Annotated in this window: 16 protein-coding genes and 1 riboswitch; of the genes, 9 read left to right on the plus strand and 7 right to left on the minus strand. The window is 69.8% G+C overall.

What is annotated here, in order from left to right:
• Nucleotides 1-26: 26 nt before the first annotated feature.
• The 4 genes from ON27_RS12280 to ON27_RS12295 form a co-directional block, all read right to left on the minus strand.
• Nucleotides 27-1,916, minus strand: a complete 1,890-nt coding sequence (locus tag ON27_RS12280) for a vWA domain-containing protein (RefSeq protein ID WP_043724702.1) — start codon at nucleotides 1,914-1,916, stop codon at nucleotides 27-29.
• A 153-nt stretch (nucleotides 1,917-2,069) separates the two neighbouring features.
• The gene (locus ON27_RS12285) at nucleotides 2,070-3,704 is read right to left on the minus strand and encodes an ABC transporter permease (RefSeq protein WP_043724706.1); all 1,635 of its coding nucleotides are present in this window, start codon (nucleotides 3,702-3,704) and stop codon (nucleotides 2,070-2,072) included.
• Nucleotides 3,701-4,633, minus strand: coding sequence for an ABC transporter ATP-binding protein (locus ON27_RS12290; RefSeq protein WP_043724876.1), 933 nt, complete (start codon nucleotides 4,631-4,633; stop codon nucleotides 3,701-3,703). Before ON27_RS12290 ends, ON27_RS12285 begins: the two co-directional genes overlap by 4 nt.
• Entirely contained in the window at nucleotides 4,633-5,286 is a 654-nt protein-coding gene (locus ON27_RS12295; RefSeq protein ID WP_043724710.1) for a TetR/AcrR family transcriptional regulator, read from the minus strand. The genes ON27_RS12290 and ON27_RS12295 overlap by 1 nt, the downstream gene beginning before the upstream one ends.
• 103 nt (nucleotides 5,287-5,389) lie before the next feature.
• Between ON27_RS12295 and ON27_RS12300 the strand changes: the two genes are divergently transcribed.
• Nucleotides 5,390-7,342, plus strand: coding sequence for an acyl-CoA dehydrogenase family protein (locus ON27_RS12300; RefSeq protein WP_043724712.1), 1,953 nt, complete (start codon nucleotides 5,390-5,392; stop codon nucleotides 7,340-7,342).
• A gap of 19 nt (nucleotides 7,343-7,361) precedes the next feature.
• Here the strand turns inward: ON27_RS12300 and ON27_RS12305 are convergent, their stop codons facing one another.
• The 3 genes from ON27_RS12305 to ON27_RS12315 all read right to left on the minus strand — a co-directional run bounded on the left by ON27_RS12305 (nucleotide 7,362) and on the right by ON27_RS12315 (nucleotide 11,496).
• The gene (locus ON27_RS12305) at nucleotides 7,362-8,258 is read right to left on the minus strand and encodes a nuclease-related domain-containing protein (protein ID WP_043724713.1); all 897 of its coding nucleotides are present in this window, start codon (nucleotides 8,256-8,258) and stop codon (nucleotides 7,362-7,364) included.
• 113 nt (nucleotides 8,259-8,371) lie between these two features.
• Complete coding sequence (locus ON27_RS12310; RefSeq protein WP_043724717.1) at nucleotides 8,372-9,769, minus strand: DUF2252 domain-containing protein; 1,398 nt, start codon at nucleotides 9,767-9,769, stop codon at nucleotides 8,372-8,374.
• 32 nt (nucleotides 9,770-9,801) lie between these two features.
• Nucleotides 9,802-11,496, minus strand: coding sequence for a GMC family oxidoreductase (locus tag ON27_RS12315; RefSeq protein ID WP_043724880.1), 1,695 nt, complete (start codon nucleotides 11,494-11,496; stop codon nucleotides 9,802-9,804).
• 164 nt (nucleotides 11,497-11,660) lie between these two features.
• Between ON27_RS12315 and ON27_RS12320 the strand changes: the two genes are divergently transcribed.
• From ON27_RS12320 to gcvP, 8 genes are all read left to right on the plus strand, one after another.
• Entirely contained in the window at nucleotides 11,661-12,308 is a 648-nt protein-coding gene (locus ON27_RS12320) for a CDP-alcohol phosphatidyltransferase family protein (protein WP_043724883.1), read from the plus strand.
• 42 nt (nucleotides 12,309-12,350) lie between these two features.
• Nucleotides 12,351-12,749, plus strand: a complete 399-nt coding sequence (gene gcvH / locus ON27_RS12325; protein ID WP_043724720.1) for a glycine cleavage system protein GcvH — start codon at nucleotides 12,351-12,353, stop codon at nucleotides 12,747-12,749.
• 168 nt (nucleotides 12,750-12,917) lie between these two features.
• Nucleotides 12,918-13,403: an oxoglutarate dehydrogenase inhibitor Odhl gene (odhI, locus tag ON27_RS12330; protein ID WP_043690204.1), complete on the plus strand. Its 486-nt coding sequence runs from the start codon at nucleotides 12,918-12,920 to the stop codon at nucleotides 13,401-13,403.
• A 94-nt stretch (nucleotides 13,404-13,497) separates the two neighbouring features.
• On the plus strand, nucleotides 13,498-14,301 hold the full coding sequence (gene ftsR / locus ON27_RS12335; RefSeq protein WP_051046473.1) for a transcriptional regulator FtsR: 804 nt from the start codon (nucleotides 13,498-13,500) through the stop codon (nucleotides 14,299-14,301).
• Between the two features lie 158 nt (nucleotides 14,302-14,459).
• Complete coding sequence (locus ON27_RS12340; protein ID WP_040866482.1) at nucleotides 14,460-14,933, plus strand: bifunctional nuclease family protein; 474 nt, start codon at nucleotides 14,460-14,462, stop codon at nucleotides 14,931-14,933.
• Between the two features lie 187 nt (nucleotides 14,934-15,120).
• Nucleotides 15,121-15,678 (plus strand): MerR family transcriptional regulator, encoded by a 558-nt coding sequence (locus ON27_RS12345; RefSeq protein ID WP_039797830.1) that lies wholly within the window; start codon nucleotides 15,121-15,123, stop codon nucleotides 15,676-15,678.
• Nucleotides 15,679-15,815: 137 nt separating this feature from the next.
• Nucleotides 15,816-17,168: a M14 family zinc carboxypeptidase gene (locus tag ON27_RS12350; protein WP_051046474.1), complete on the plus strand. Its 1,353-nt coding sequence runs from the start codon at nucleotides 15,816-15,818 to the stop codon at nucleotides 17,166-17,168.
• A 101-nt stretch (nucleotides 17,169-17,269) separates the two neighbouring features.
• Nucleotides 17,270-17,370: riboswitch (glycine riboswitch) on the plus strand.
• Between the two features lie 157 nt (nucleotides 17,371-17,527).
• Nucleotides 17,528-20,338: an aminomethyl-transferring glycine dehydrogenase gene (gcvP, locus tag ON27_RS12355; protein ID WP_051046475.1), complete on the plus strand. Its 2,811-nt coding sequence runs from the start codon at nucleotides 17,528-17,530 to the stop codon at nucleotides 20,336-20,338.
• Nucleotides 20,339-20,346: the final 8 nt, after the last annotated feature.

Raw genomic sequence — 20,346 nt, forward strand, 5'->3', positions numbered from 1 at the left:
GAGCGATCTGCCGGGCTCACCGGTCGTCAGCCGCGCCCGCGCAGCACCAGAGCGCCCGCGATGACGCCGACCACGACGACGGCGACCGCGCCGAGACCGGCGAAAAGCAGCCATCGGTTCCGTGACTCGGTCGCCGCGCCCGCGGCGGTCACCGCGTCCGTGCGCTGCGTGACCCGTGGCGCGTCGGCCTTCTCCCCGAAGACGCCGTCGGCGGCGCCGGAGGAGTACGTCGGCCCCGCTTCCCGATCGCCGGTGAGAGTCAGCTCCAGCCGGATCGGCACCGGCGCGGCGTCGCCCTGCTCGAAGGTCGAGCCGACTTTCACCGCGATGTAATACCAGCCCGGCACCGATTGCCCACGGGTCCGCACCTCGTCGGCGGTTCTATTGGCGTAGCGGATCGGGACCGTCGCCATCGCGTCCTTCGACGGCAGCACCGTGTCGGTGCCGGTGTAGGCGGCGAAGTCGGAGGCGATCTCCTGGCGGATCGGGCCGTAGAGCGTGGTGCGGATGTTGGACAGATTGTCCAGGCCGCGACCGCCGTTGCCGCCGAAGTGCACGCGGTAGGCCAGGCCCTGTCCCCAGTCCAGCCGGACCCGGTAGAACACGAATTCGCCTTGGCGCAAGGTATCGGTGTAGTGGCCGCCGCCGGGCAGCGGGGCGGCCACGTTGAACGATCCGCCGCCGGTCACCGGTGTGCCGGGACCGGCTGGCGCGGTGAAGGCCGTCGGGGTAGTCGCGGCCCCCGGTCCCGGATCGGTCACCGCGGGCTCGATGCCGACCAGCAGCTCGACCGGCAGCCGTTCCGGGACGCCCGCCGAGACTTTGTCCCAGGTCAACGCGAACGAGTAGCGGCCGCCGCCGCGGCAGGTGTCACCGTCGGCGGTGCGCTCCTCGGCCGCGCCGTCCCAACTCTTGGCGACGGTGAGCGCCGCACCGTCGCTGGACTTGGTGCTCAGCTCGGATTCGAAGACGTGGCAGTCCTGACCGTCCGCGCCGTACACGCGCAGTTGCAGCGCATTGAGGTCGTCGGTCACGGAGACGTCCCGGACGCGTGGAAACGCCACGGTAGCGCTGAAATACGCGGTCGCGCCCGCGGGCACGTCGACAGACCAATACCGCTTCTCCTGCCGGCCGATGGTGTCGAGATACTGGCCGGGCGCGGCGACCGGCGCGGTGTCGTGGCTGCCGGTACCGGTGATCGGCATTCCCGCGGCCCGGTAGTTGCGCAGGGCCGCTGCGCTCACCCGTGGCAGCACCCGTTCCAGCGCGCGACCGTCGGCGGCGTCGGTGTAGGTGCCGCCGGTGGCCTGCGCCATGCAGGTCAGCTGGGCGCGGGCGGCGGCGTCCACCGCGAAGCCGATGGCGTGCATCACCAGCTCGATGCCGCGCTGCTTCACCTCCCGCGCGATCTCGCACGCGTCAGGGGGAGCGCAGGTGTCCTCGCCGTCGGAGATCAGCACGATCGAGCGGGGACCCGAGCCGGGCAGGCTGTCGGCGGCTTGACGCAGCGCGGGACCCATGGGCGTCCAGCCGCGCGCCTGGATGCCGTCGACGGCGGCGGTCAGCGCGGCCTGGTCGAGCGGGTCGGCGCGCCGCAGCAGGTGCACGTCCCGGCATCCGGCGGACTTGTCCGCCTCGGTGTTTCCGGTCTCGGTGCCGTATGCCATCAGCCCGACCTTCGATTCGGCGGGGGCGGCCGCGACGAACGCGCGAACCGCGTTCTTCGCCGCGTCCATCATGGTGCCCGCCGAGTCCGGTCGCCGCATCGATCCGGAGGCGTCCAGGATCAGCATGGTCGGTGCGTAGCGCGGTGGCTGCTCGGTGTGATCGGGCGGTGCGGCCGCCCCGGGCGCGGCCGGTGCCGCACCGATCAGGCAGGCGGTGAGCACGGCGATGAGCTGGGTGATTCTGGGCATGATCCTCGTCGATGGTTCGCCTGCGATGTCGCATCGCGGGGCAATTCGGTCCGAGTGACCGTATTGGCCGATCGCTTCGCGGCGCGACTCGAACTGCCCCAGGACGGGAAGCGGCCCGCGCGAGCGGTTTCGCGCGGGCCGGCCGGGCCATCGTCAGCGTAGGTCGCGCCTGCGGAACGCGGCTGTGCCCACACCGAGCAGCAGTGCCGCGCTCGCCAGTAGCCACAGCACCGGCTCCGCCTGGAATTCGGCGCCGGGCAGCTTCGGCGGATGGACGAACGGCACCAGATCCACCATCCACTGCGGCAGGCCGTCCAGCGAACCGACGAAGAAGATCACCACCATGGCGCTGAGCACACCCCAGGCGACCGGGGCGAACCGCGGTGCGACCCCGTAGAGCGCCACCGCGATCCCGGTGACGACCCAGACCGCCGGGACCTGCACGGCGGCCGCGCCGATCGATTGCGTGAGCTTCGCACCGAGGTCGCCGTCCGAGGCGCCGTAGACGATGCCGATCGCCACACCGGCGACCAGCAGTGCGGCCGCCGGGCCGAGCAGCGCGAAGCCGATGTGGCTGAGCGCGTAGCGGACCCGGCCGACGGCGCCGGAGAGGGTGGCCTCGACCCGCGCGCTGGATTCCTCGTCGTGCAGCCGCAGCGCGGCCGAGATCGAGTAGGCGGACGCGGCCGCGGCGAGCATGGTGATCGCGTAGGTGAGGAAGGACTCCTGCAGTTGTTGGGAGCCGCCCATCCGGGTGACCATGTCCCGGACGGACGCGCTGCCGTCGAGCATGTCCCCGACGCTGTTGATCGCGCCGCCGATCAGCAGCCCGTAGAGGCCGAAACCCACCGTCCACGCCAGCAGGGTGCCGCGCTGCAACCGCCAGGCCAGGCCGAGCGGGCCGGACAAGGCCGGGGCCGCGGCGCGCGGTCCGGGGCGCTCGGCGATCAGCCCCGAACCGACGTCGCGGTTGCCCAGCAGCGCGTACGCGACAGCGGTGCCCAGCACCGCGACGGCGGCGAACGCGAGCAGCACCCACCAGCGTTCGCCGGCGTACGGGCGGATCTGCAAGGACCATCCGATCGGCGAGAACCAGGACAGCACGCCGTTTCCGGCGTCGCCGACCGCGCGCAGGGCGAACGCCGCGCCGAGGGCGCTGAACGCGACGCCGCGCGCCACCCGAGCACCGGCGCTCACCTGGGCGGCGACCGCCGCCACGGCCGCCCAGACGATGCCGGAGGCCGCCAGGGCGGCGCCGAAGGCCACCGATCCCGCGCCGGGCAGGTCGGCGGCGCGCAGCGACAGCGCGCAGACGATCCCGGCCAGCAGCGCCCCCGAGTAGGTCATGACCAGGGTGGCGGTGAGACCTGCGTAGCGTCCGATGCTGGTGGCGCCCACCAGTTCCGCGCGGCCGGTCTCCTCCTCGACCCTGGTGTGCCGGATCACCGTGAGCACGGTGGCGATGGCGATCATGGTGTACATCGCGCCGGCTTTCCAGGTGCCGATGGACCCGAGCGCGGAGCTGAACACCGGACCGTACATGGCGATCAGCGCGGGGCTGTCGGCGGTGGTGCGCGCGAAGCTGTCCAGGGACGCCTGGTTGTCGTACAGATCTCGCACGCTGACGACCTGGAACGCGGGCATCACGCCGATGAGCAGCGTCCACAGCGGCAGCACGATCCGGTCGCGCCGCAGGTACAGCCGCAGCAGTTGCCCGGTGCCCGCGAAGTCGCCGGACGCGCCGAATGCCGGTGCCGCGGCGGCGCGGCCGGCGGTGGCGGTGGTCATGCTCGCACCTTCTCCCCGGTGGCCGCGGCGGACTCGGCGCCGTCGCCGTCGACGTGGTAGTGCCGCAGGAACAGCTCCTCGAGCGTCGGCGGCGTGCTGGTCAGGCTGCGCACGCCGGCGTCGCCGAGCACCCGGATGAGTTCGCCCAGGTGCTCGTTGTCGACCTGGCAGCGCAGCGTGTGGTTGTCGAGTTCGATGTCGTCCACGCCCGGGATGCGGCTCAGATCGCCCGCGTCCCCGATCAGTTCGGCGGTGATCGAGGTCCGTGACAGGTGCCGCAGGTCCGCCAGCGAGCCGCTCTCCACCGTGCGTCCCGCTCGGATGATGGTCACCCGCTCACACAACACCTCCACCTCGGACAGGATGTGACTCGACAGCAGCACCGTGGCGCCGCGCTGCTGCGCCTCGTGCACGCTTTCGCGGAACACCTGCTCCATCAGCGGGTCCAGTCCCGAGGTCGGCTCGTCCAGCAGCAGCAGCCGCGCGTCCGAGGCGAGCGCGGCGACCAGCGCGACCTTCTGGCGGTTGCCCTTGGAGTAGGTGCGCGCCTTCTTGCGCGGGTCCAGGTCGAAGCGTTCGATCAGCTCGTCCCGCCGTCGCTCGTCGATGCCGCCGCGCATCCGGCCGAGCAGGTCGATGGTCTCGCCGCCGGACAGCGACGGCCAGAGCGTGACATCGCCCGGAACATAGGCCAAGTCGCGATGCAGGGCGACCGCGTCGGCCCACGGGTCGCGGCCGAACAGTCGCGCCTGTCCTGCCGTGGCGCGCAGGATGCCGAGCAGCACCCTGATGGTGGTGGACTTGCCCGCGCCGTTGGGGCCGAGGAAGCCGTGGATCTCGCCCTCGGCGACCGTGAGGTCGAGGCCGTCCAGCGCGGTGACGTGACCGAAAGTCTTGCGGAGGCCGCGGACTTCGATGATGTCGGACATCACTTCTCCTTGGTGAATGTGTCCAAGATCGTGGAATCGGTGAGAAGTCCCTGGGTGTAGAACTCCAGGGCCGGTGGGGTGAGTTCTTCGGTGAGCTCGCGAATCGCCTTGCGGTAGTCGATCTTCTCGTCGCGGTGCTGGCGCATCTGCATGTACAGCATGGTGGCGCCGACGTTCAGCATCATCAGATATCGGGCGCGTGCCGCCGGGTCGCGACTGGGCTTGATCGTGCCCGCCTCGACCGCCTTCTCCAGATACCCTTCGGCATCGGCGGCCATGTGCTCGAACAGCGACTCCGCCATCGGTCCGCCCGCTTGCAGGCTGCGCACCATGTAGGCGACCAGTGGCGCGTAGGACTCGATCTCGGCGAGGGCGTCGAGCATGCCCGCTTTCACCGACGACGCGGTGATCGCTTTGACCTTCTCGTCGCGGATCAACTGCAGCACCCGGTCGTCGCAGGCGGCGCGTAGGCCGTCCTTGGAACCGAAGTGATGGTTGACCAACCCGGGGGAGACGCCGGCGGCGGCGGCGATCTTGCGGACCCCCACCTGGAATCCGTGCTCGCCGAACACCTCGATCGCGGTATCGCGAATGCGCGCCGCGGTGGTCAGATCCTCGGGGGATCCTTGCGGAACGGGCTGTCGGTTAAACACATGTTCAGTATATTAAACAGTCGTTCAACGGTCTAGCAAGACCCCGGCGCGGACTTGTCGTGCGTCACGGTTTGCCGCCGGTGTACCGGGCTATCGTCGAGACATGACTAGCGGCACGGCAACGACGGCGGACCACCTACGCGCGGCACTCGACGGGCCCTGGGCGGCCGTCCGGGAGGAAGCCCGGACGCTGCTGGCGGGCGCGGAGTTCACCGCCGATCCCCACCTGGACTACAAGGCAGCGCGGGCTCGGGTGCTCGAACAGATGAAGGCAATCGCCACCATGGGGTTCGCCGAGCGCGGCTTCCGCAGGGAGAACGGCGGCACCAGCGAGCCAGGGGCGGCGGTCGTGAGCCTGGAGATGCTGGCGTACGCGGATCTGTCGCTGTGGGTGAAATCGGGCGTGCAGTGGGGACTGTTCGGCGGTGCGGTGGAGAACCTCGGCACCGAGCGCCACCGGGAGTACATCGAGCGGTTGATCTCCCTGGATCTGCTCGGCTGCTTCGCCATGACCGAGTCCGGCCACGGCAGCGACGTCGCGAACCTCGAGACCACCGCGACCTACGATCCGCGGACTCGGGAATTCGTCGTGCACTCGCCGACGCCCTCGGCGCGCAAGGACTACATCGGCGGCGCGGCCGAGCACGCGCGGATGGCCGCGGTTTTCGCCCAGCTGATCACCGGCGGCGAGAACCGGGGCGTGCACTGCCTGCTGGTGCCGATCCGCGACGAGAACGGCGCCGACCTGCCCGGCGTGACCACCTATGACGACGGTCTCAAAGGCGGCCTGCCCGGCGTGGACAACGGGCGCATCGTCTTCGACCACGTGCGCGTGCCCCGGGAGAACCTGCTCAACCGCTACGCCGACGTCGCCCCGGACGGCACCTACAGCTCCGAGATCGAGAATCCCAGCCGCCGGTTCTTCACCACGCTCGGCACTTTGGTGCGCGGCCGGGTCAGCGTCGGCGGCGCCGCTGCGGCCGGTGCGCGGGTGGCGTTGAGCATCGCGGTTCGTTACGCGCTGAAGCGCCGCCAGTTCTCCGACCCGGACACCGGCGTGGAGACCGTCCTACTGGACTACCGCAGCCATCAGCGCCGGTTGCTGCCGCTGGTCGCGAAGTCCTACGCGCTCGCTTTCGCGCAGAACGACCTGGTGCGCCGGATGCATCTGGTGCAGACCGGCCAGAACCTGGAGGCGGGCGCGCAGCGCGCGCTGGAGAAGCGGGCCGCGGGACTGAAGGTAGCGCAGACCAGGCACGCCACCCGCGCCATCCAGGAATGCCGCGAAGCATGCGGCGGCGCGGGCTATCTCACCGAGAACCGGCTGGTCACATTGAAGGCCGACACCGACGTGTTCACCACCTTCGAGGGCGACAACGTCGTGCTCACCCAGCTGGTGGCCAAGGAACTGCTCACCGCCTACGCCGACGAGGTGCGCGATCTGGACGCGCTGGGCTGGGTGCGCTTCGCCGCGACCATGGCCGGTGACGTGGTGCGCAAGCGGTCCGGGGTGCGTCAGCTGATCCAGAACCTGAAGGACCGGGGGGACGACCCCATCGAGGAGGGCGACCTCTCGCGCCGAGCCGTGCAGCTGCAGTTGTTCGCCGATCGGGAGGACTACCTGGTCCGCACCGCGGCGCACCGGTTGCGCGCGCGGGCCGAGGACACCGGGCCGTTCGAGGCGTTCAACAACGCCCAGGACCACATCCTGGCCGCCGGGTCGGCGCATATCGACCGCCTCGTGCTCGAGGCGTTCATCGAGGGCATCGCCGACATCGAGGATCCGGAGGCGCGGGAACTGGCCGACTGGATGTGCGACCTGTTCGTCTACACCACCATCGAGGAGAACCAGGCCTGGTACATCATGCACCGGTTCATGTCGGTGGAGCGGGCCAAGGCCATCCGCCGCGGTGTGAACGAGCTGGTCGACCGCCTGCGCCCGCACGCGCTGACCCTCGTCGAGGCCATGGGCGTACCGGAGTCGATGCTGCGCGCGGCCATGCTCGACGACGCGAGCGTCTTCGACCGGGCCCAGCCGATCTCGGTGCCGTCCTAGCGGCGCTCGCTCGCCCCGGTCAGCTCGGCCCGTACGTCGTGAGCGCGGTGACCAGGAACCACACCACCCACACGAAGGCGATGACCATCCCGATCGCCAGGACGGTGCGCATCACCGCGCGGCCGAAATCGAGGTCGCCGCGCTCGCGCGGATACAGCTTCCACGGGCTGTACCAGGGCGCGCGGATGGCGAAGGCGTTGGCCTGTGCGTCCCGCTCGGCCTGCGCCAGCTCCTCCGCGTAGGCCTCGGCCTGCGCCTGGTTCGGGCCGCCGTGCCACAGCGTGATGTCGATCGGGCCCAGGAAGCCCTCGTTGAGCAGGTCCTGCGGCGCGGGAAGATAGGGCAGGATGCCCAGACCGCGGAACGCGATGGCGACGTCGTTGGCCGTCCAGAGGAACTTCTCCTGCGCGGCGAGCGCGTCGAAGTAGTGCTGGAGCCGGCCGGGTCCCTCGCCGATGATCACGTCGAAACTCGGATCGGCCCAGCGCTGTTCGAGCTGGAGCTGGGCGCCCGGCAGCGCGACGAGCAGTGCGACGCCGTGCACGACGCGCTGCCCGAGACCACGAGCCGCCAGCCATTCCTGCAATGCGAAGGTGTGCTCACGCGACTTGTCCACCGGAGTGCGGCGGTCACGGCTCTCGGTCGCGACCGGTTCGCCGTTGATCGTCCACTCGCCGTTCAGCGGGACCTCCAGCACGCCGTCCTGACGGGCGACGAGCGCGTCGGCCTCGATCACCACGCAGCTGGTCGGCGTCCAGATCACGGCGTCGAACTGGTGCAGCCGATCCTTGTGGAACAGGCTGCAGGTGATCGTCGCCACACCATGGGGACTGTCGGGGTCCTTCCAGGTGCGCAGCCAATCGATCAGCGTGCGCTCGGCATTCGTGCCTGCGGCGTTCTGGACTCGCACGAGCATTGGCGACCACCCTTCACGTCGACAATCGACAGGGGACAGGATACGAGGTGCCGCAACGGATTCGCCGCGCCCGCGCCGACCGGCGGCGTGTCGGTGCCACGGCGCCGCGGCCGCTACTCCGGTTCCGCGGCCTCGATCCGCCCCGCCCGCACGGCCGCCGCCAGCTCGGCGTGGTCGGCCTCGGTCCGGTCGGCGTAACGCACCGCGAAAGCGGCCACCGCCTCCTCGAAGCGCTCGTCGCCGTCCAGATATCCGGACAGCAGACGCGGATCGAGGGAACGGGAATGGGCGCGGGCCAGCAACGCGCCCGCCAGCCGCCCGTAGTCGTCGAGATCGCTCGCGGGCAGCTCGGCGGGATCGATGCTGCCCTTCAGATTGCGGAATTGCCTGACGACGAACGGCAATTCGGCGCCGTCGCCGACCGGATCGAGGGAGGTCCAGCCGAGCAGGATGTCCGATTCGGCCTGGACGAGCCTGGCTCCCTCGACGATTCGCTCACCCTCGTGCGGCACGGAGCGCGTCGGCAGGAACGGCGCCAGCGCCGCGGATGCGGCCTGCTTCACCTGCAGGACCAGTGCCTCGCCGTCGTTGCCGTGCAGCAATGCCAAGTAGCTGTGCAGGCCGACGCTACCGGTCCCGACGATCCGGAACGCGACGTCGGACACCGCGAATCGGGCCAGCAGGTTGCACCGCGACGCGTGCAGGGTGTCGGCGTAGCGCTCCAGCCCGCCGATCACCGCCGCCGCGACGTGTTCGTCCACGGCGGTGAGAATCGGGGGATCGCTGACGAATCGGTGCCTGCGGATGCCGGTCTGGTGGTCTTCGAGGTGTTCGGTCCATTTGGCCACTACCTTGGCGCTGGTGTTCTTGCGCGCCTTCTTGGCCGCTTTCGCGAAGTCGTCGAGCAGGGCGTCGGCCTTGGCCTGGGTGATCACCGACTCGTCCGGCAGCGCGCTCCAGGACGCCATGAACGGCATCGCCGCCAGCGCGCCGACGGCCGAGCGGTAGGAGCGGGCGGCGTCCCGCGCCGCGGTGCGGCACTCGTCCTCGGTGGCGCCCGCCTCGCGTCCCGCTAAGACGAGGCCGGCCGCGAGGCGCTCCAGATCCCACTCCCACGGGCCTGCCACGGTCTCGTCGAAATCGTTGATGTCCATGATGATCTCGCCGCGCGCGGTGCCGTACAGACCGAAGTTCGCCGGGTGCGCGTCACCGCACAGCTGGGCGGTGAGCCCACTGTCCGGGCCACCTGCCAGGTCGGCCGCCATCAAGCCCGCCGCGCCCCGGTAGAACGTGAACGGCGAGGCGATCATCCGGCCGATCCGCAGCGGTATCAGACGCGGTAGCCGGCCCGTGTTGCTCGCGGCGACGTAGTCGAGCACGCCCGGACGCCGCACGCTGGTCGCCTCCCGGTCCCTCGCGATGACGGGAGTCCGCTGACGCAGCGCGCGGCCCGCTGCTCGGACCTGCTCCGCGGGCACGTAGGAACGCAGGTCGATACCACTGTCTGACACAACGGCTCACGCTAGCCGGTGTGGCGCGGAGTTCACTCCACCGGGACGCGGGGCGGCGCCGGTTCGATCGGCAGGCGCAGCGCGCCGGGCGCCGCCGCGGGCACCACCGGATGCGCCGGGGCGACCGGGGCGATGCGCCGGTAGGCCGACCCCGGCTCCGGCCGGGTGTCCGGATCGTCGCGGTTGGGCCAGAACGCCATCGCGCGCTCGGCCTGGGCGGTGATGGTCAGCGACGGGTTCACGCCGAGGTTGGCGCTCACCGCCGAGCCGTCCGCCACGTGCAGGCCGGGATGCCCGTAGACCCGCTGGTAGGGGTCGACCACGCCGCTGTGCGGGCTGTCGCCGATCACGCATCCGCCGATGTAGTGGGCCGTGGCCGGAATGTCGAACACGTCCATGATCAACCCGTGGGTGTCGCCGTCGACCTTGGCGCCGAACCGCCGGCCGATCTCGTGCGCCAGCGGGATCCAGGTCGGGTTCGGCTCGCCGGTGCCCTGCCGGGTGCGCAGGCGGCCGCGGCGGCGGAAGGAGGTCAGCGAGTTGTCCAGCGACTGCATGATCAGCAGGATCACCGACTTCTCCGACGCGTGCCGCGCGTTCAGGCTGCGCAGGAACACCAGCGGGTGCACCACCATGGCCAGGAGGAAGCGCAGGAAACGGAACGCGCCGCCGTCCACGATCGGCACCGACATCGGGAACAGCGCGTTCTGCCCCTTGCCGTAGTGACACACCTCGACGTGGGTGTCGGCCTCGGGGTGGATCGAGGAGGTGATGGCGATGCCCTCGGCGAAATCGCGGCGCGCGCGGCTGACGACGTTGAGGATGGCCTCGGAGTTGCTCCGGGTCAATTCGCCCAGCCGGGGGGACAGGTGCGGCAGCACGCCCTCGTCGCGCATCTTGTGCAGCAGTTTCTGGGTGCCGAGCGCGGCGCCGGCGAACACCACCTGCTCGGCGGTGAAGATTCTGCGCTGCTTACGGATCCAGCGGTCCGATCGCTGGGTGTCGACGGCGTACCCGCCGCCGGGCAGCGGCCGCACGGCGGTGGCCGTGGTGAGCGGGTGGACCTGCGCGCCCGCCTGCTCGGCCAGATAGAGATAGTTCGTGGTGGTGGTGTTCTTGGCGTTGTGCGGGCAGCCGGTGAAACAGCGCGCGCAGTGCACGCAGCCGGTGCGCCGCGGGCCGACTCCGCCGAAGTACGGGTCGTCGACCTCCGTGCCCGGGGCGCTCTCGTTGAAGAACACGCCGACGTCGGTGGGGTGGTAGGTGTCGGCCACGCCGAGGTCCTCGGCGATCTCCCGGATCACCTCGTCGGCCGGTGTGGTGCGCGGGTTGGGCGCGACCCCGAGCATGCGCTTGGCCTGGTCGTAATAGGGCGCCAGTTCCGCGCGCCAGTCGGTGATGTGCGCCCACTGGCGATCGGTGTAGAAGTTCGGCAGTGGCTCGTAGAGGGTGTTCCCGTAGATGAGCGAGCCGCCGCCCACGCCGGCCCCGGAGAACACGGCGCACTTGCCGAGCAAGCTGATCCGCTGCGGTCCGGTCAGACCCAGGCGGGGAGCCCAGATCGACTTGCGCACATTCCAATTCGTGCGGGGGATGTCCTCTGCGTTCCATCGGCGGCCTGCTTCGAGGACGCCGACCCGGTAGCCCTTCTCGGTGAGCCGCAGGGCGCTGACGCTGCCGCCGAAGCCGGAGCCGATCACCACCACGTCGTAGTCGAATGCGGACATGACTTCCTCTCGCTCACCGGCCATACGGTGAGAAATATTTTCAATCATTCTTTCACCGCCGCGTTGTGGCGGCCACCATCCTCGCACGGGCGTGCCGCGCCGATATCCGGAAAATCGGCGCGTGTGGATGGCGAGGACCGGGGTCAATGGGGTATGCACGGGTCGTGACAACCGAATCGGGCACAGCGCAACCCGAGGAACGCGCCACCGACGGCGGAGTACGCGGCGTCTTCGCCGACCGCGTGCTGACCGTGCCGAACGCGCTGAGCGTGTTGCGCCTGCTGGGCGTTCCGCTCTTCTTGTGGTTGCTGCTGATCGAGCGGGCCGATGGCTGGGCGTTCGCGCTGCTGGTCGCCAGCGGCGTCACCGACTTCCTGGACGGCAAGCTCGCGCGGCTGCTGGATCAGTCCTCGCGGCTGGGGGCGCTGCTGGACCCGTTCGTCGACCGGCTCTATCTCGTCACGACGCTGGCTGCCTTCGTGATCCGCGGCCTGATCCCGTGGTGGGTGGCGGCGATCCTGGTCGGGCGCGACCTCGTGCTCACCGCGACCCTGTCGGTGTACAAACGCCGCGAGCTTCCCCCACCGGAGGTGATCTACCTGGGCAAGGCGGCCACCTTCGCGCTGATGTCCGCGCTGCCCTGGCTGCTGGCCGGGCAGATGGACTGGGCTGCCGCCGGTTTCGGGCGTGCCTTCGGCGGGGCACTGCTGATCTGGGGCACGGTGGTCTACGTGTGGACCGGCGTGCTCTATACCGGCAGAGCCATCGCGGTCGCAAGAGCGATACCGGCTGTGGGGCACCGGACGGCGTAGCCGATAGAGTTTGCGTGCAACGTTCAAACGAAAGGACGGCCTGTGACCCAGACCCCCGAGGATCTGCGCTACACCGAGGAGCACGAGTGGGTACGCCGGATCGCACCGACCCGGGTGCGGGTGGGCATCACCGACTATGCCCAGTCTCAACTCGGTGACGTTGTGTTCGTGCAGCTGCCCGAGGCGGACGCGGAGGTGGCCGCCGCGGCCAGCATCGCGGAGGTCGAGTCGACCAAGAGCGTGTCCGACATCTACGCGCCGCTGAGTGCGAAAGTCGTTGCGGTGAACGACTTGCTGAACTCGGAGCCGGAGATGTTGAACACCGATCCCTACGGTGACGGGTGGCTGTTCGAGTTGGAGGTGGGTGACGCGGCGAGTCTCGACGTGACACTCGGTGAACTGCTGGATGCCGCAGGTTATCAAGGAGTTATCGGGGGCTGAAGCAGCCTTCCCAGTTCTACCTGCACGGGTGCGGCCCGGCAGGGTACGGTCAATGCCAACAGATGCACCCGGCGGTCGTGCCGGGAATCTAGAGACTCGACGGCAGGTCGTGGTACCAGAGGTATCACCTGCTTGCAGGGATAATCAGGTTCGAGGAGGAGAGAAACGGTGAGCGAGAACAAAGACCCGGGTTACGGGGAGACCGCGGCCGAGACGACGTCGGTCTTCCGCGCGGATTTCCTGAACGAGGTCGACGCGTCGCGCTCCGGAGAGCCGACCGGCGAGCAGCCGGTCCAAGGGGTCGAGGGTCTGCCCGTTGGCGCGGCCCTCCTGGTGGTCAAGCGCGGCCCGAACGCGGGTTCGCGGTTCCTGCTGGATCAGCCGACGACGTCGGCGGGGCGGCACCCCGACAGTGACATCTTTCTCGACGACGTCACCGTCAGCCGTCGGCACGCCGAGTTCCGTCAGGACGACGACTCGTTCCAGGTCGTCGATGTGGGCAGCCTGAACGGCACGTACGTGAACCGGGAGCCGGTGGACTCCTCGGAACTGCAGAACGGCGACGAGGTGCAGATCGGCAAGTTCCGGCTGGTGTTCCTCACCGGACCGCGCGCCCAGGTGACCGACTCGTCGGCGGGCGCGGGGAGTCTATGACAGCGTCGGCGCTGGGTTGTACCCCTCATGAGAGGCTCTGAGTCATGAAGGACCTGGCGCTGTGACCGGTGCGGCGCAGTGGGCACGCGGAGGGATGTCGATCGGATCCGTGCTCGACCTGCTGCGCCCCGACTTTCCCGACGTCACCATCTCCAAGATCCGCTTCCTGGAAGCGGAGGGCCTGATCCGGCCGGAGCGGACCCCTTCGGGTTACCGCAGATTCTCCGTGGCGGATGTGGAACGGCTCCGGTTCGTACTGACCGCGCAACGCGACCAGTACCTGCCACTGAAGGTGATCAAGGAACAGCTCGAGGCAATCGACAGCGGTGCGGCGACGCTAGGCGTGCGGGAAGCCCGCGCCCGAGCGCACTCCGCCCGATCCGGGGCGCCGGAGTCCGGGTCGGGCGCGCCGGACGCCGAGCGGGCCGTGCCGGGTTCCGAACGTGGCGTGCGCCCGGTCGCCGCGCCGCGCAGGCTCGGCGTCGTGCCGAGCGAGGTCTCGCCGGACGATCTGCGGTTCGACCACGAAATCCGGGTCACCCGGGCTGATCTGCTCGATCAGGCGGGGATCGAGGATCAGTTCCTCAACGACCTCATCAGGGCGAACCTGATCACGCCCGGCCCGGCGGGGTATTTCGACGCCGACGCGGTGACGCTGGCCAAGACCGCGCGGGCGATGGCCGAATTCGGTTTGGAGGCACGGCATCTGCGCGCCTTCAAGCTCGCCGCCGACCGGGAGGCCGCGCTCGTGGCGCAGATCGTCGCCCCGATCGCGAAGAGCCGCGACGCGGACGCGCGCGCCCGCGCGGAGGAAACGGTGCGCGAGCTGGCCGCGCTGTCGCTGACCCTGCACACCTGTCTGGTGAAGTCCTCGGTCCGGGGCTCGCTGGGGGGTTGACTCCCCGGCGGCCTCCGGTCCGGAGGCTCGCCGAGCCGACACCGCGATCTCGCCTGTGCAGACGGATCGCTGGACCGGTGCGGGTTCGCCTAGACTCGTGGTACGGCGAGCTCTGCGGCGGTCATGCCGGGCCGGCGGCGAGTATGGGAGGCAGTGCGATGAGCGAAATGCGCGTGATCGGCATCCGTGTCGAGCAGCCACAGAATCAGCCCGTGCTGTTGCTCCGCGAAGTGGCGGGCGACCGGTATCTGCCGATCTGGATCGGGCAAGCCGAGGCGACCGCGATCGTCCTCGAGCAGGAGGGGGTGACTCCCATCCGCCCGCTGACGCACGACCTCATCAAGATCTTGATCACCGAGCTGGGGCACACCCTCAAAGAGGTCAGGATCGTGGATCTGCAAGAGGGCACCTTCTACGCGGACCTGGTCTTCGAGAACGATCTGCGGATCTCCGCGCGGCCGTCGGATTCGGTTGCGATCGCCTTGCGGGTCGGTTGCCCGATCCATGCCGAGGAGTCCGTGCTCGAGGAAGCCGGCCTGGTGATGCCGGACGAGCGCGAGGACGAGGTGGAGAAGTTCAAGGAGTTCCTCGAGTCGGTGTCCCCGGACGACTTCAAGGCGACCGATAGCTGAAGTAGAGGTCGAGACTTTTACCGCGCGTCGCGTTTGGCTCGATGACGTCGCTCCCTGGACAATCGTGGGGAGTAATCTCGACAGTTGGGCCACGTCCGTTTCGGCCGAATCCGCACCGATTCGGTCGGTGACGGAGCCGGGTCATCGATTTGGCTGGGAATGCGTCGGCGAAGCAAGGGAGTGGTCAGTGGCAGAGCAATCGCAGGATGTGGTACAGCCAGGCCTGTTCCCCGACGACTCGGTACCGGACGATCTGGTCGGCTATCGCGTTCCCAGTGCGTGCCAGGTGGCCGGAATCACCTACCGGCAGCTCGACTATTGGGCGCGCACCGGTTTGGTGGTGCCCTCCATTCGAAGCGCGGCGGGTTCGGGAAGTCAGCGGCTGTACTCGTTCAAGGACATCCTGGTCCTGAAGATCGTCAAGCGGCTGCTGGACGCGGGCATCTCGCTGCAGAACATCCGGATCGCCGTCGATCACCTGCGCAGCCGCGGCGTGCAGGACCTGGCGGGGATCACCCTCTTCTCCGACGGCACCTCGGTCTACGAGTGCACCTCGGCCGAGGAGGTCGTCGATTTACTGCAGGGCGGACAGGGCGTCTTCGGAATCGCGGTCAGCGGCGCGATGCGCGAACTGACCGGCGCCATCGCGAATTTCCCCGCCGAACGCGCGTCGGCGATCACCGAACGCCCGGAGGACGAGCTGTCGTTCCGTCGTAAGGCGCGGATGAACCGTAAGACGGGCTAGCAGAGTCGCCCGTTCGCGTGCGAACACAATGGAAAATCGCTTTCACGGCCGGGTAAGGCGTGCTGCCTCCCCGGCCGTGGTGCGTGACAGCGCCGTCGGCGGTGGGTGAAGGGCCGGCGGTAGCGAGAGGGGGCGGCGTGCAAACAGACGACATCACCGGGCTGGTCGGGTCGATCGACCGGATCGACGCGTTCCCGACGGTCGATGAACTCAACGCCTTCGCCGACGCGCTCGCCGAACGGCATCCGGATCGGGTATCGATCACCGAGCTCGGCCGGTCGCGCGGCGGCGACCCGATTCGCGAGGTGACGGTCGGCTTCGGCGAACGGCACATCCTGGTGTTCGGCAATCCGCATCCGAACGAGCCCATCGGCATGGCCACGATCCGCCACCTGCTCTGCCGGATGGTCGCCGACGACACCGCGACCGTGGGCGCTACCTGGCATTTCCTGCTCTGCGTCGACCCGGACGGCACCCGGTTGAACGAAGGCTGGTTCGCCGGTCCGCACACCAGGACGAGCGTCGCGCGCGGCTTCTACCGGCCACCCGCGGCCGAGCAACCGGAGTGGTGCTTCCCGACCATGTGGCGCGGCAGGAAGGTCGGCGTCCCGCTCCCGGAGACGAAGGCGATGATGTCGCTGATCGACCGCACCCGGCCCGCGCTGATCGCCTCACTGCACAACGCGGAATTCGGCGGCGGGTTCTTCTACACCTCCGGCGGCGACCCGCAGTACTGGTCGGCGCTGACCGCTCGCTTGGCCGCCGCCGACGTGCCGATCTACCACGGCGAACCCGACGCCCCCGGCGCCCGCGCACTGGCGCCGGGGGTCTTCGAACTGCCGCTGTTCGAGGCGATGGCCGATCTGCTCGCCGCGCAAGGCTTGGATTCGGTCGCCGCGCTGGGCGGGGGCGGCTGCCGGGACTACGCGGCGCGCTACGGCACGGCGATCCTCGTCTGCGAATTGCCGCTCTGGGTCGACTCGCGGATCGGCGACGGCTCGGCGGGCGACCGCGTACTCGGCGACCTGCTCGACGCCACCGCCGCCGACTATCACGCCATGGCCGAGGTGGCCGCCGGGGTGCTCGCCCGCGTCGACGGCCGATTGAGCGGCCGCAGCCCGTTCGAGCGGTCGGTGCGCGCGCTGGTCGCGGGGCTGCCCGGTCTCGCGGCGAGCAGGCAGGCGGTGCCGGAGCGGCACCGGATCGCCACCCGGGGCGAGATCTTCTTCCAGCAGTACGACTGGACCGCGATGCTGCGCCTGCGGCTTGGTGGCATGCTGCTGCGGCTGCTGGAGGACGAATACCGGCGCGGCGGCGAGCCGGTGCTGGCCGCCGAACGCGACCGTTTCGCCGAGGTCTTCGAACGGTGGTGCGCCGACGTGGAGCAGAACGCGCCGGGCGTCGCGGTGCCGCTGGCGCGTCTGGTCGGCATCCAAGCGGAGTCGATGATGCTCGCCGCGACGAGGTTGCGCGCCGGGCTGGCCGTCTGACGGTGATTGCCGGCCCGGTCCCGGAGTGACCAGAACGACAGGGCTCACCCGGGGTCCGATGGCGCGCCGCGGCGCGGCGTCGGCATAAACTGGCGGTGCGTCGCCGCCGTGCGGGAGAGTCTCGGTCTCGAAACGAGTCCGAGCGCCGAAGGAGCAGCACCTCCCCGTCAATCTCTCAGGCAACCAGGACCGTGCGGGCTTCGGCGCCTCTGGAAAGCGGTGGCTTCGGGCCGCCCGCCCATGGGGAAAGGGTCTCGGCCACCGGTCGCGGCACCCGAATCTCTCAGGCGCCACGACAGAGGGGGAGGGCCGGTACCCGTCGACCGCGCGGTCGACCCCGCCCGACCTTGGGAGCTGTTGTGACTCGCTCATTCGCCGACCGCCATATCGGACCCGACCGGGAAGAGATCGCCCGGATCCTGGACGTCGTCGGCGTGCCGTCGCTGGACGAGCTGGCTGCCCGGGCGCTTCCCGAGAGCATCATCGACGGTGACGGCCTGGCCGGGCTGCCCGCGGCGGGCACCGAGCACGAGGTGCTCGCCGAACTCGCCGCGCTGGCGGCGTCCGACACCGTGGCCACCTCGATGATCGGCCTCGGCTACTACGACACGCTGACCCCGCCCGTGCTGGTGCGCAACCTGCTCGAGAATCCGGCCTGGTACACCGCCTACACGCCCTACCAGCCCGAGATCAGCCAGGGCAGGCTGGAGGCCCTGCTCAACTTCCAGACCATGGTGTCGGAACTGACCGGCATGGACGTCGCCAACGCCTCCATGCTGGACGAGGCCACCGCGGCCGCCGAGGCGATGACGCTGCTGCGGCGCGCGGGCAAGAGCAAGTCCGCCCGGCTGGTCATCGACAGCGACCTGTTCCCGCAGACCAAGACGGTGCTGCAGACCCGAGCCGAGCCGCTGGGCCTGGAGATCGTCGAGGCCGACCTGGCCACCGGCGAGCTGCCCGACGGCGAGTTCTTCGGCGTGCTGGCGCAGACCCCCGGAGCTTCCGGCCGCGTCGTGGACCTGACCGAGACGATCGCCGCGGCACACGAACGGGGAGCGTTGGTCGCGGTCGGCGCCGACTTGCTGGCGATGACGCTCCGCACGCCGCCCGGCGAGCAGGGCGCCGACGTGTGCTTCGGCACCACCCAGCGCTTCGGCGTCCCGCTCGGCTTCGGTGGCCCGCACGCCGGGTATCTCGCGGTGCGTCAGGCGCAGGCCCGCCAGCTACCGGGCCGCTTGGTCGGGGTCTCGGTGGACGCGGACGGCGCGGTCGCCTACCGGCTCGCCTTGCAGACCCGCGAGCAGCACATCCGTCGCGAGAAGGCGACCTCGAACATCTGCACCGCGCAGGTGCTGCTGGCCGTCGTCGCCGCGATGTACGCCTCCTACCACGGCGCCGAAGGGCTGCGAGCGATCGCCCGCCGGGTGCACGGGCACGCCGCGGCGATCGCGGCCGGGCTCGACGGCGCGGTCGTGCACGACAGCTTCTTCGACACGGTGCTCGCACACGTGCCGGGCGGCGCGGAAGCCGTTGTGGCGAAAGCGAAGTCGCGCGGCATCAATCTGCGCCTGGTCGACGCCGACCATGTCGGCATCGCCTGCGACGAGGCGACCACCGGCGCGCACGTCGCGGCCGTGCTCGAATCCTTCGGCACCGCGGTGTCGCCCGAGCCGGGAACCCGGGCGCCCATCGTGGCGATCGAGAACCGCACCTCGCAGTACCTGAACCATCCCGCGTTCACGAAGTACCACACCGAGACCGCGATGCTGCGGTATCTGCGCTCGTTGTCCGACAAGGACATCGCGCTGGACCGCAGCATGATCCCGCTCGGCTCCTGCACCATGAAGCTCAACGCCACCGCCGAGATGGAGGCCATCACCTGGCCCGGGTTCGCTCGCGTGCATCCCTACGCGCCGGTCGAGGACGCGCCCGGCCTGCTGAAGGTGATCGCGGACCTGGAACGCTGGCTGTCGGACATCACCGGCTACGACTCGGTGAGCCTGCAGCCGAACGCGGGCAGTCAGGGCGAGTACGCCGGGCTGCTGGCCATCCGCCGGTATCACCTCGACCGCGGTGACACCCATCGCGACACCTGCCTCATCCCCTCCAGCGCGCACGGCACCAACGCGGCCTCGGCCGCCATGGCCGGGCTGCGGGTGGAGGTGGTGAAGTGCCGCGGCAACGGCGACGTCGACCTGGACGACCTGCGCGCCAAGATCGCCGATCACGCCGACCGCCTGGCCTGCATCATGATCACCTATCCCTCCACGCACGGCGTCTACGAGCACGAGATCGCCGAGCTGTGCGCGCTGGTGCACGACGCGGGCGGTCAGGTCTACGTGGACGGCGCGAATCTGAACGCGCTGGTCGGCCTCGCCCGGCCGGGCCGGTTCGGCGGCGACGTGAGCCACTTGAACCTGCACAAGACGTTCTGCATCCCGCACGGCGGTGGCGGTCCCGGCGTCGGGCCGGTCGCGGTGCGCGCGCACCTGGCGCGGTACCTTCCCGGCGATCCGCTGGAAGCCGGGTCGCACGCGGTGTCGGCCGCGAAGTACGGTTCGGCGTCGATCCTGCCGATCACCTGGGCCTATATCCGGATGATGGGCGCCGACGGACTGCGGCGGGCCACGCTGTCGGCGATCGCTTCGGCGAACTACATCGCGCGGCGGCTGGACGAGTACTTCCCGGTGCTCTACACCGGCGAGCACGGCATGGTGGCGCACGAGTGCATCCTGGACCTGCGCGAGATCACCAAACAGACCGGCGTCACCGTCGACGACGTGGCAAAGCGACTGGCGGACTACGGATTCCACGCGCCGACGATGAGCTTCCCGGTGGCGGGCACGTTGATGGTGGAGCCCACCGAGAGCGAAAACCTCGCCGAACTCGACGATTTCATCGAGGCCATGATCGCGATCCGCGCGGAGATCGACCAGGTCGCCGCGGGCGTGTGGCCGGTGACCGACAACCCGCTGCGCGGCGCGCCGCACACCGCCGCGTCGCTGGTCGGGGACTGGAACCACCCTTACACCCGGGAAGTCGCGGTCTATCCGCGTGGGCTCGGGCATGCCAGGGCGAAGGTGTGGCCGCCGGTGCGCCGGATCGACGGCGCCTACGGCGACCGGAACCTGGTTTGCGCTTGCCCTCCGCTGGAGGCATACGCGGACTGAACGCCGCG

This window comes from Nocardia asiatica NBRC 100129 (assembly GCF_000308415.1).
Taxonomy (GTDB): domain Bacteria; phylum Actinomycetota; class Actinomycetes; order Mycobacteriales; family Mycobacteriaceae; genus Nocardia; species Nocardia asiatica.

Excerpts from the sequence above, each read along its gene's own strand:
- ON27_RS12300 (WP_043724712.1), top strand. The coding sequence starts at position 5,390 with ATGACTAGCGGCACGGCAACGACGGCGGACCACCTACGCGCGGCACTC.
- ON27_RS12305 (WP_043724713.1), bottom strand. The coding sequence starts at position 8,258 with ATGCTCGTGCGAGTCCAGAACGCCGCAGGCACGAATGCCGAGCGCACG.
- ON27_RS12340 (WP_040866482.1), top strand. The coding sequence starts at position 14,460 with ATGAGCGAAATGCGCGTGATCGGCATCCGTGTCGAGCAGCCACAGAAT.
- ON27_RS12280 (WP_043724702.1), bottom strand. The coding sequence starts at position 1,916 with ATGCCCAGAATCACCCAGCTCATCGCCGTGCTCACCGCCTGCCTGATC.
- ON27_RS12290 (WP_043724876.1), bottom strand. The coding sequence starts at position 4,633 with ATGTCCGACATCATCGAAGTCCGCGGCCTCCGCAAGACTTTCGGTCAC.
- ON27_RS12315 (WP_043724880.1), bottom strand. The coding sequence starts at position 11,496 with ATGTCCGCATTCGACTACGACGTGGTGGTGATCGGCTCCGGCTTCGGC.
- ON27_RS12285 (WP_043724706.1), bottom strand. The coding sequence starts at position 3,704 with ATGACCACCGCCACCGCCGGCCGCGCCGCCGCGGCACCGGCATTCGGC.
- ftsR (WP_051046473.1), top strand. The coding sequence starts at position 13,498 with ATGTCGATCGGATCCGTGCTCGACCTGCTGCGCCCCGACTTTCCCGAC.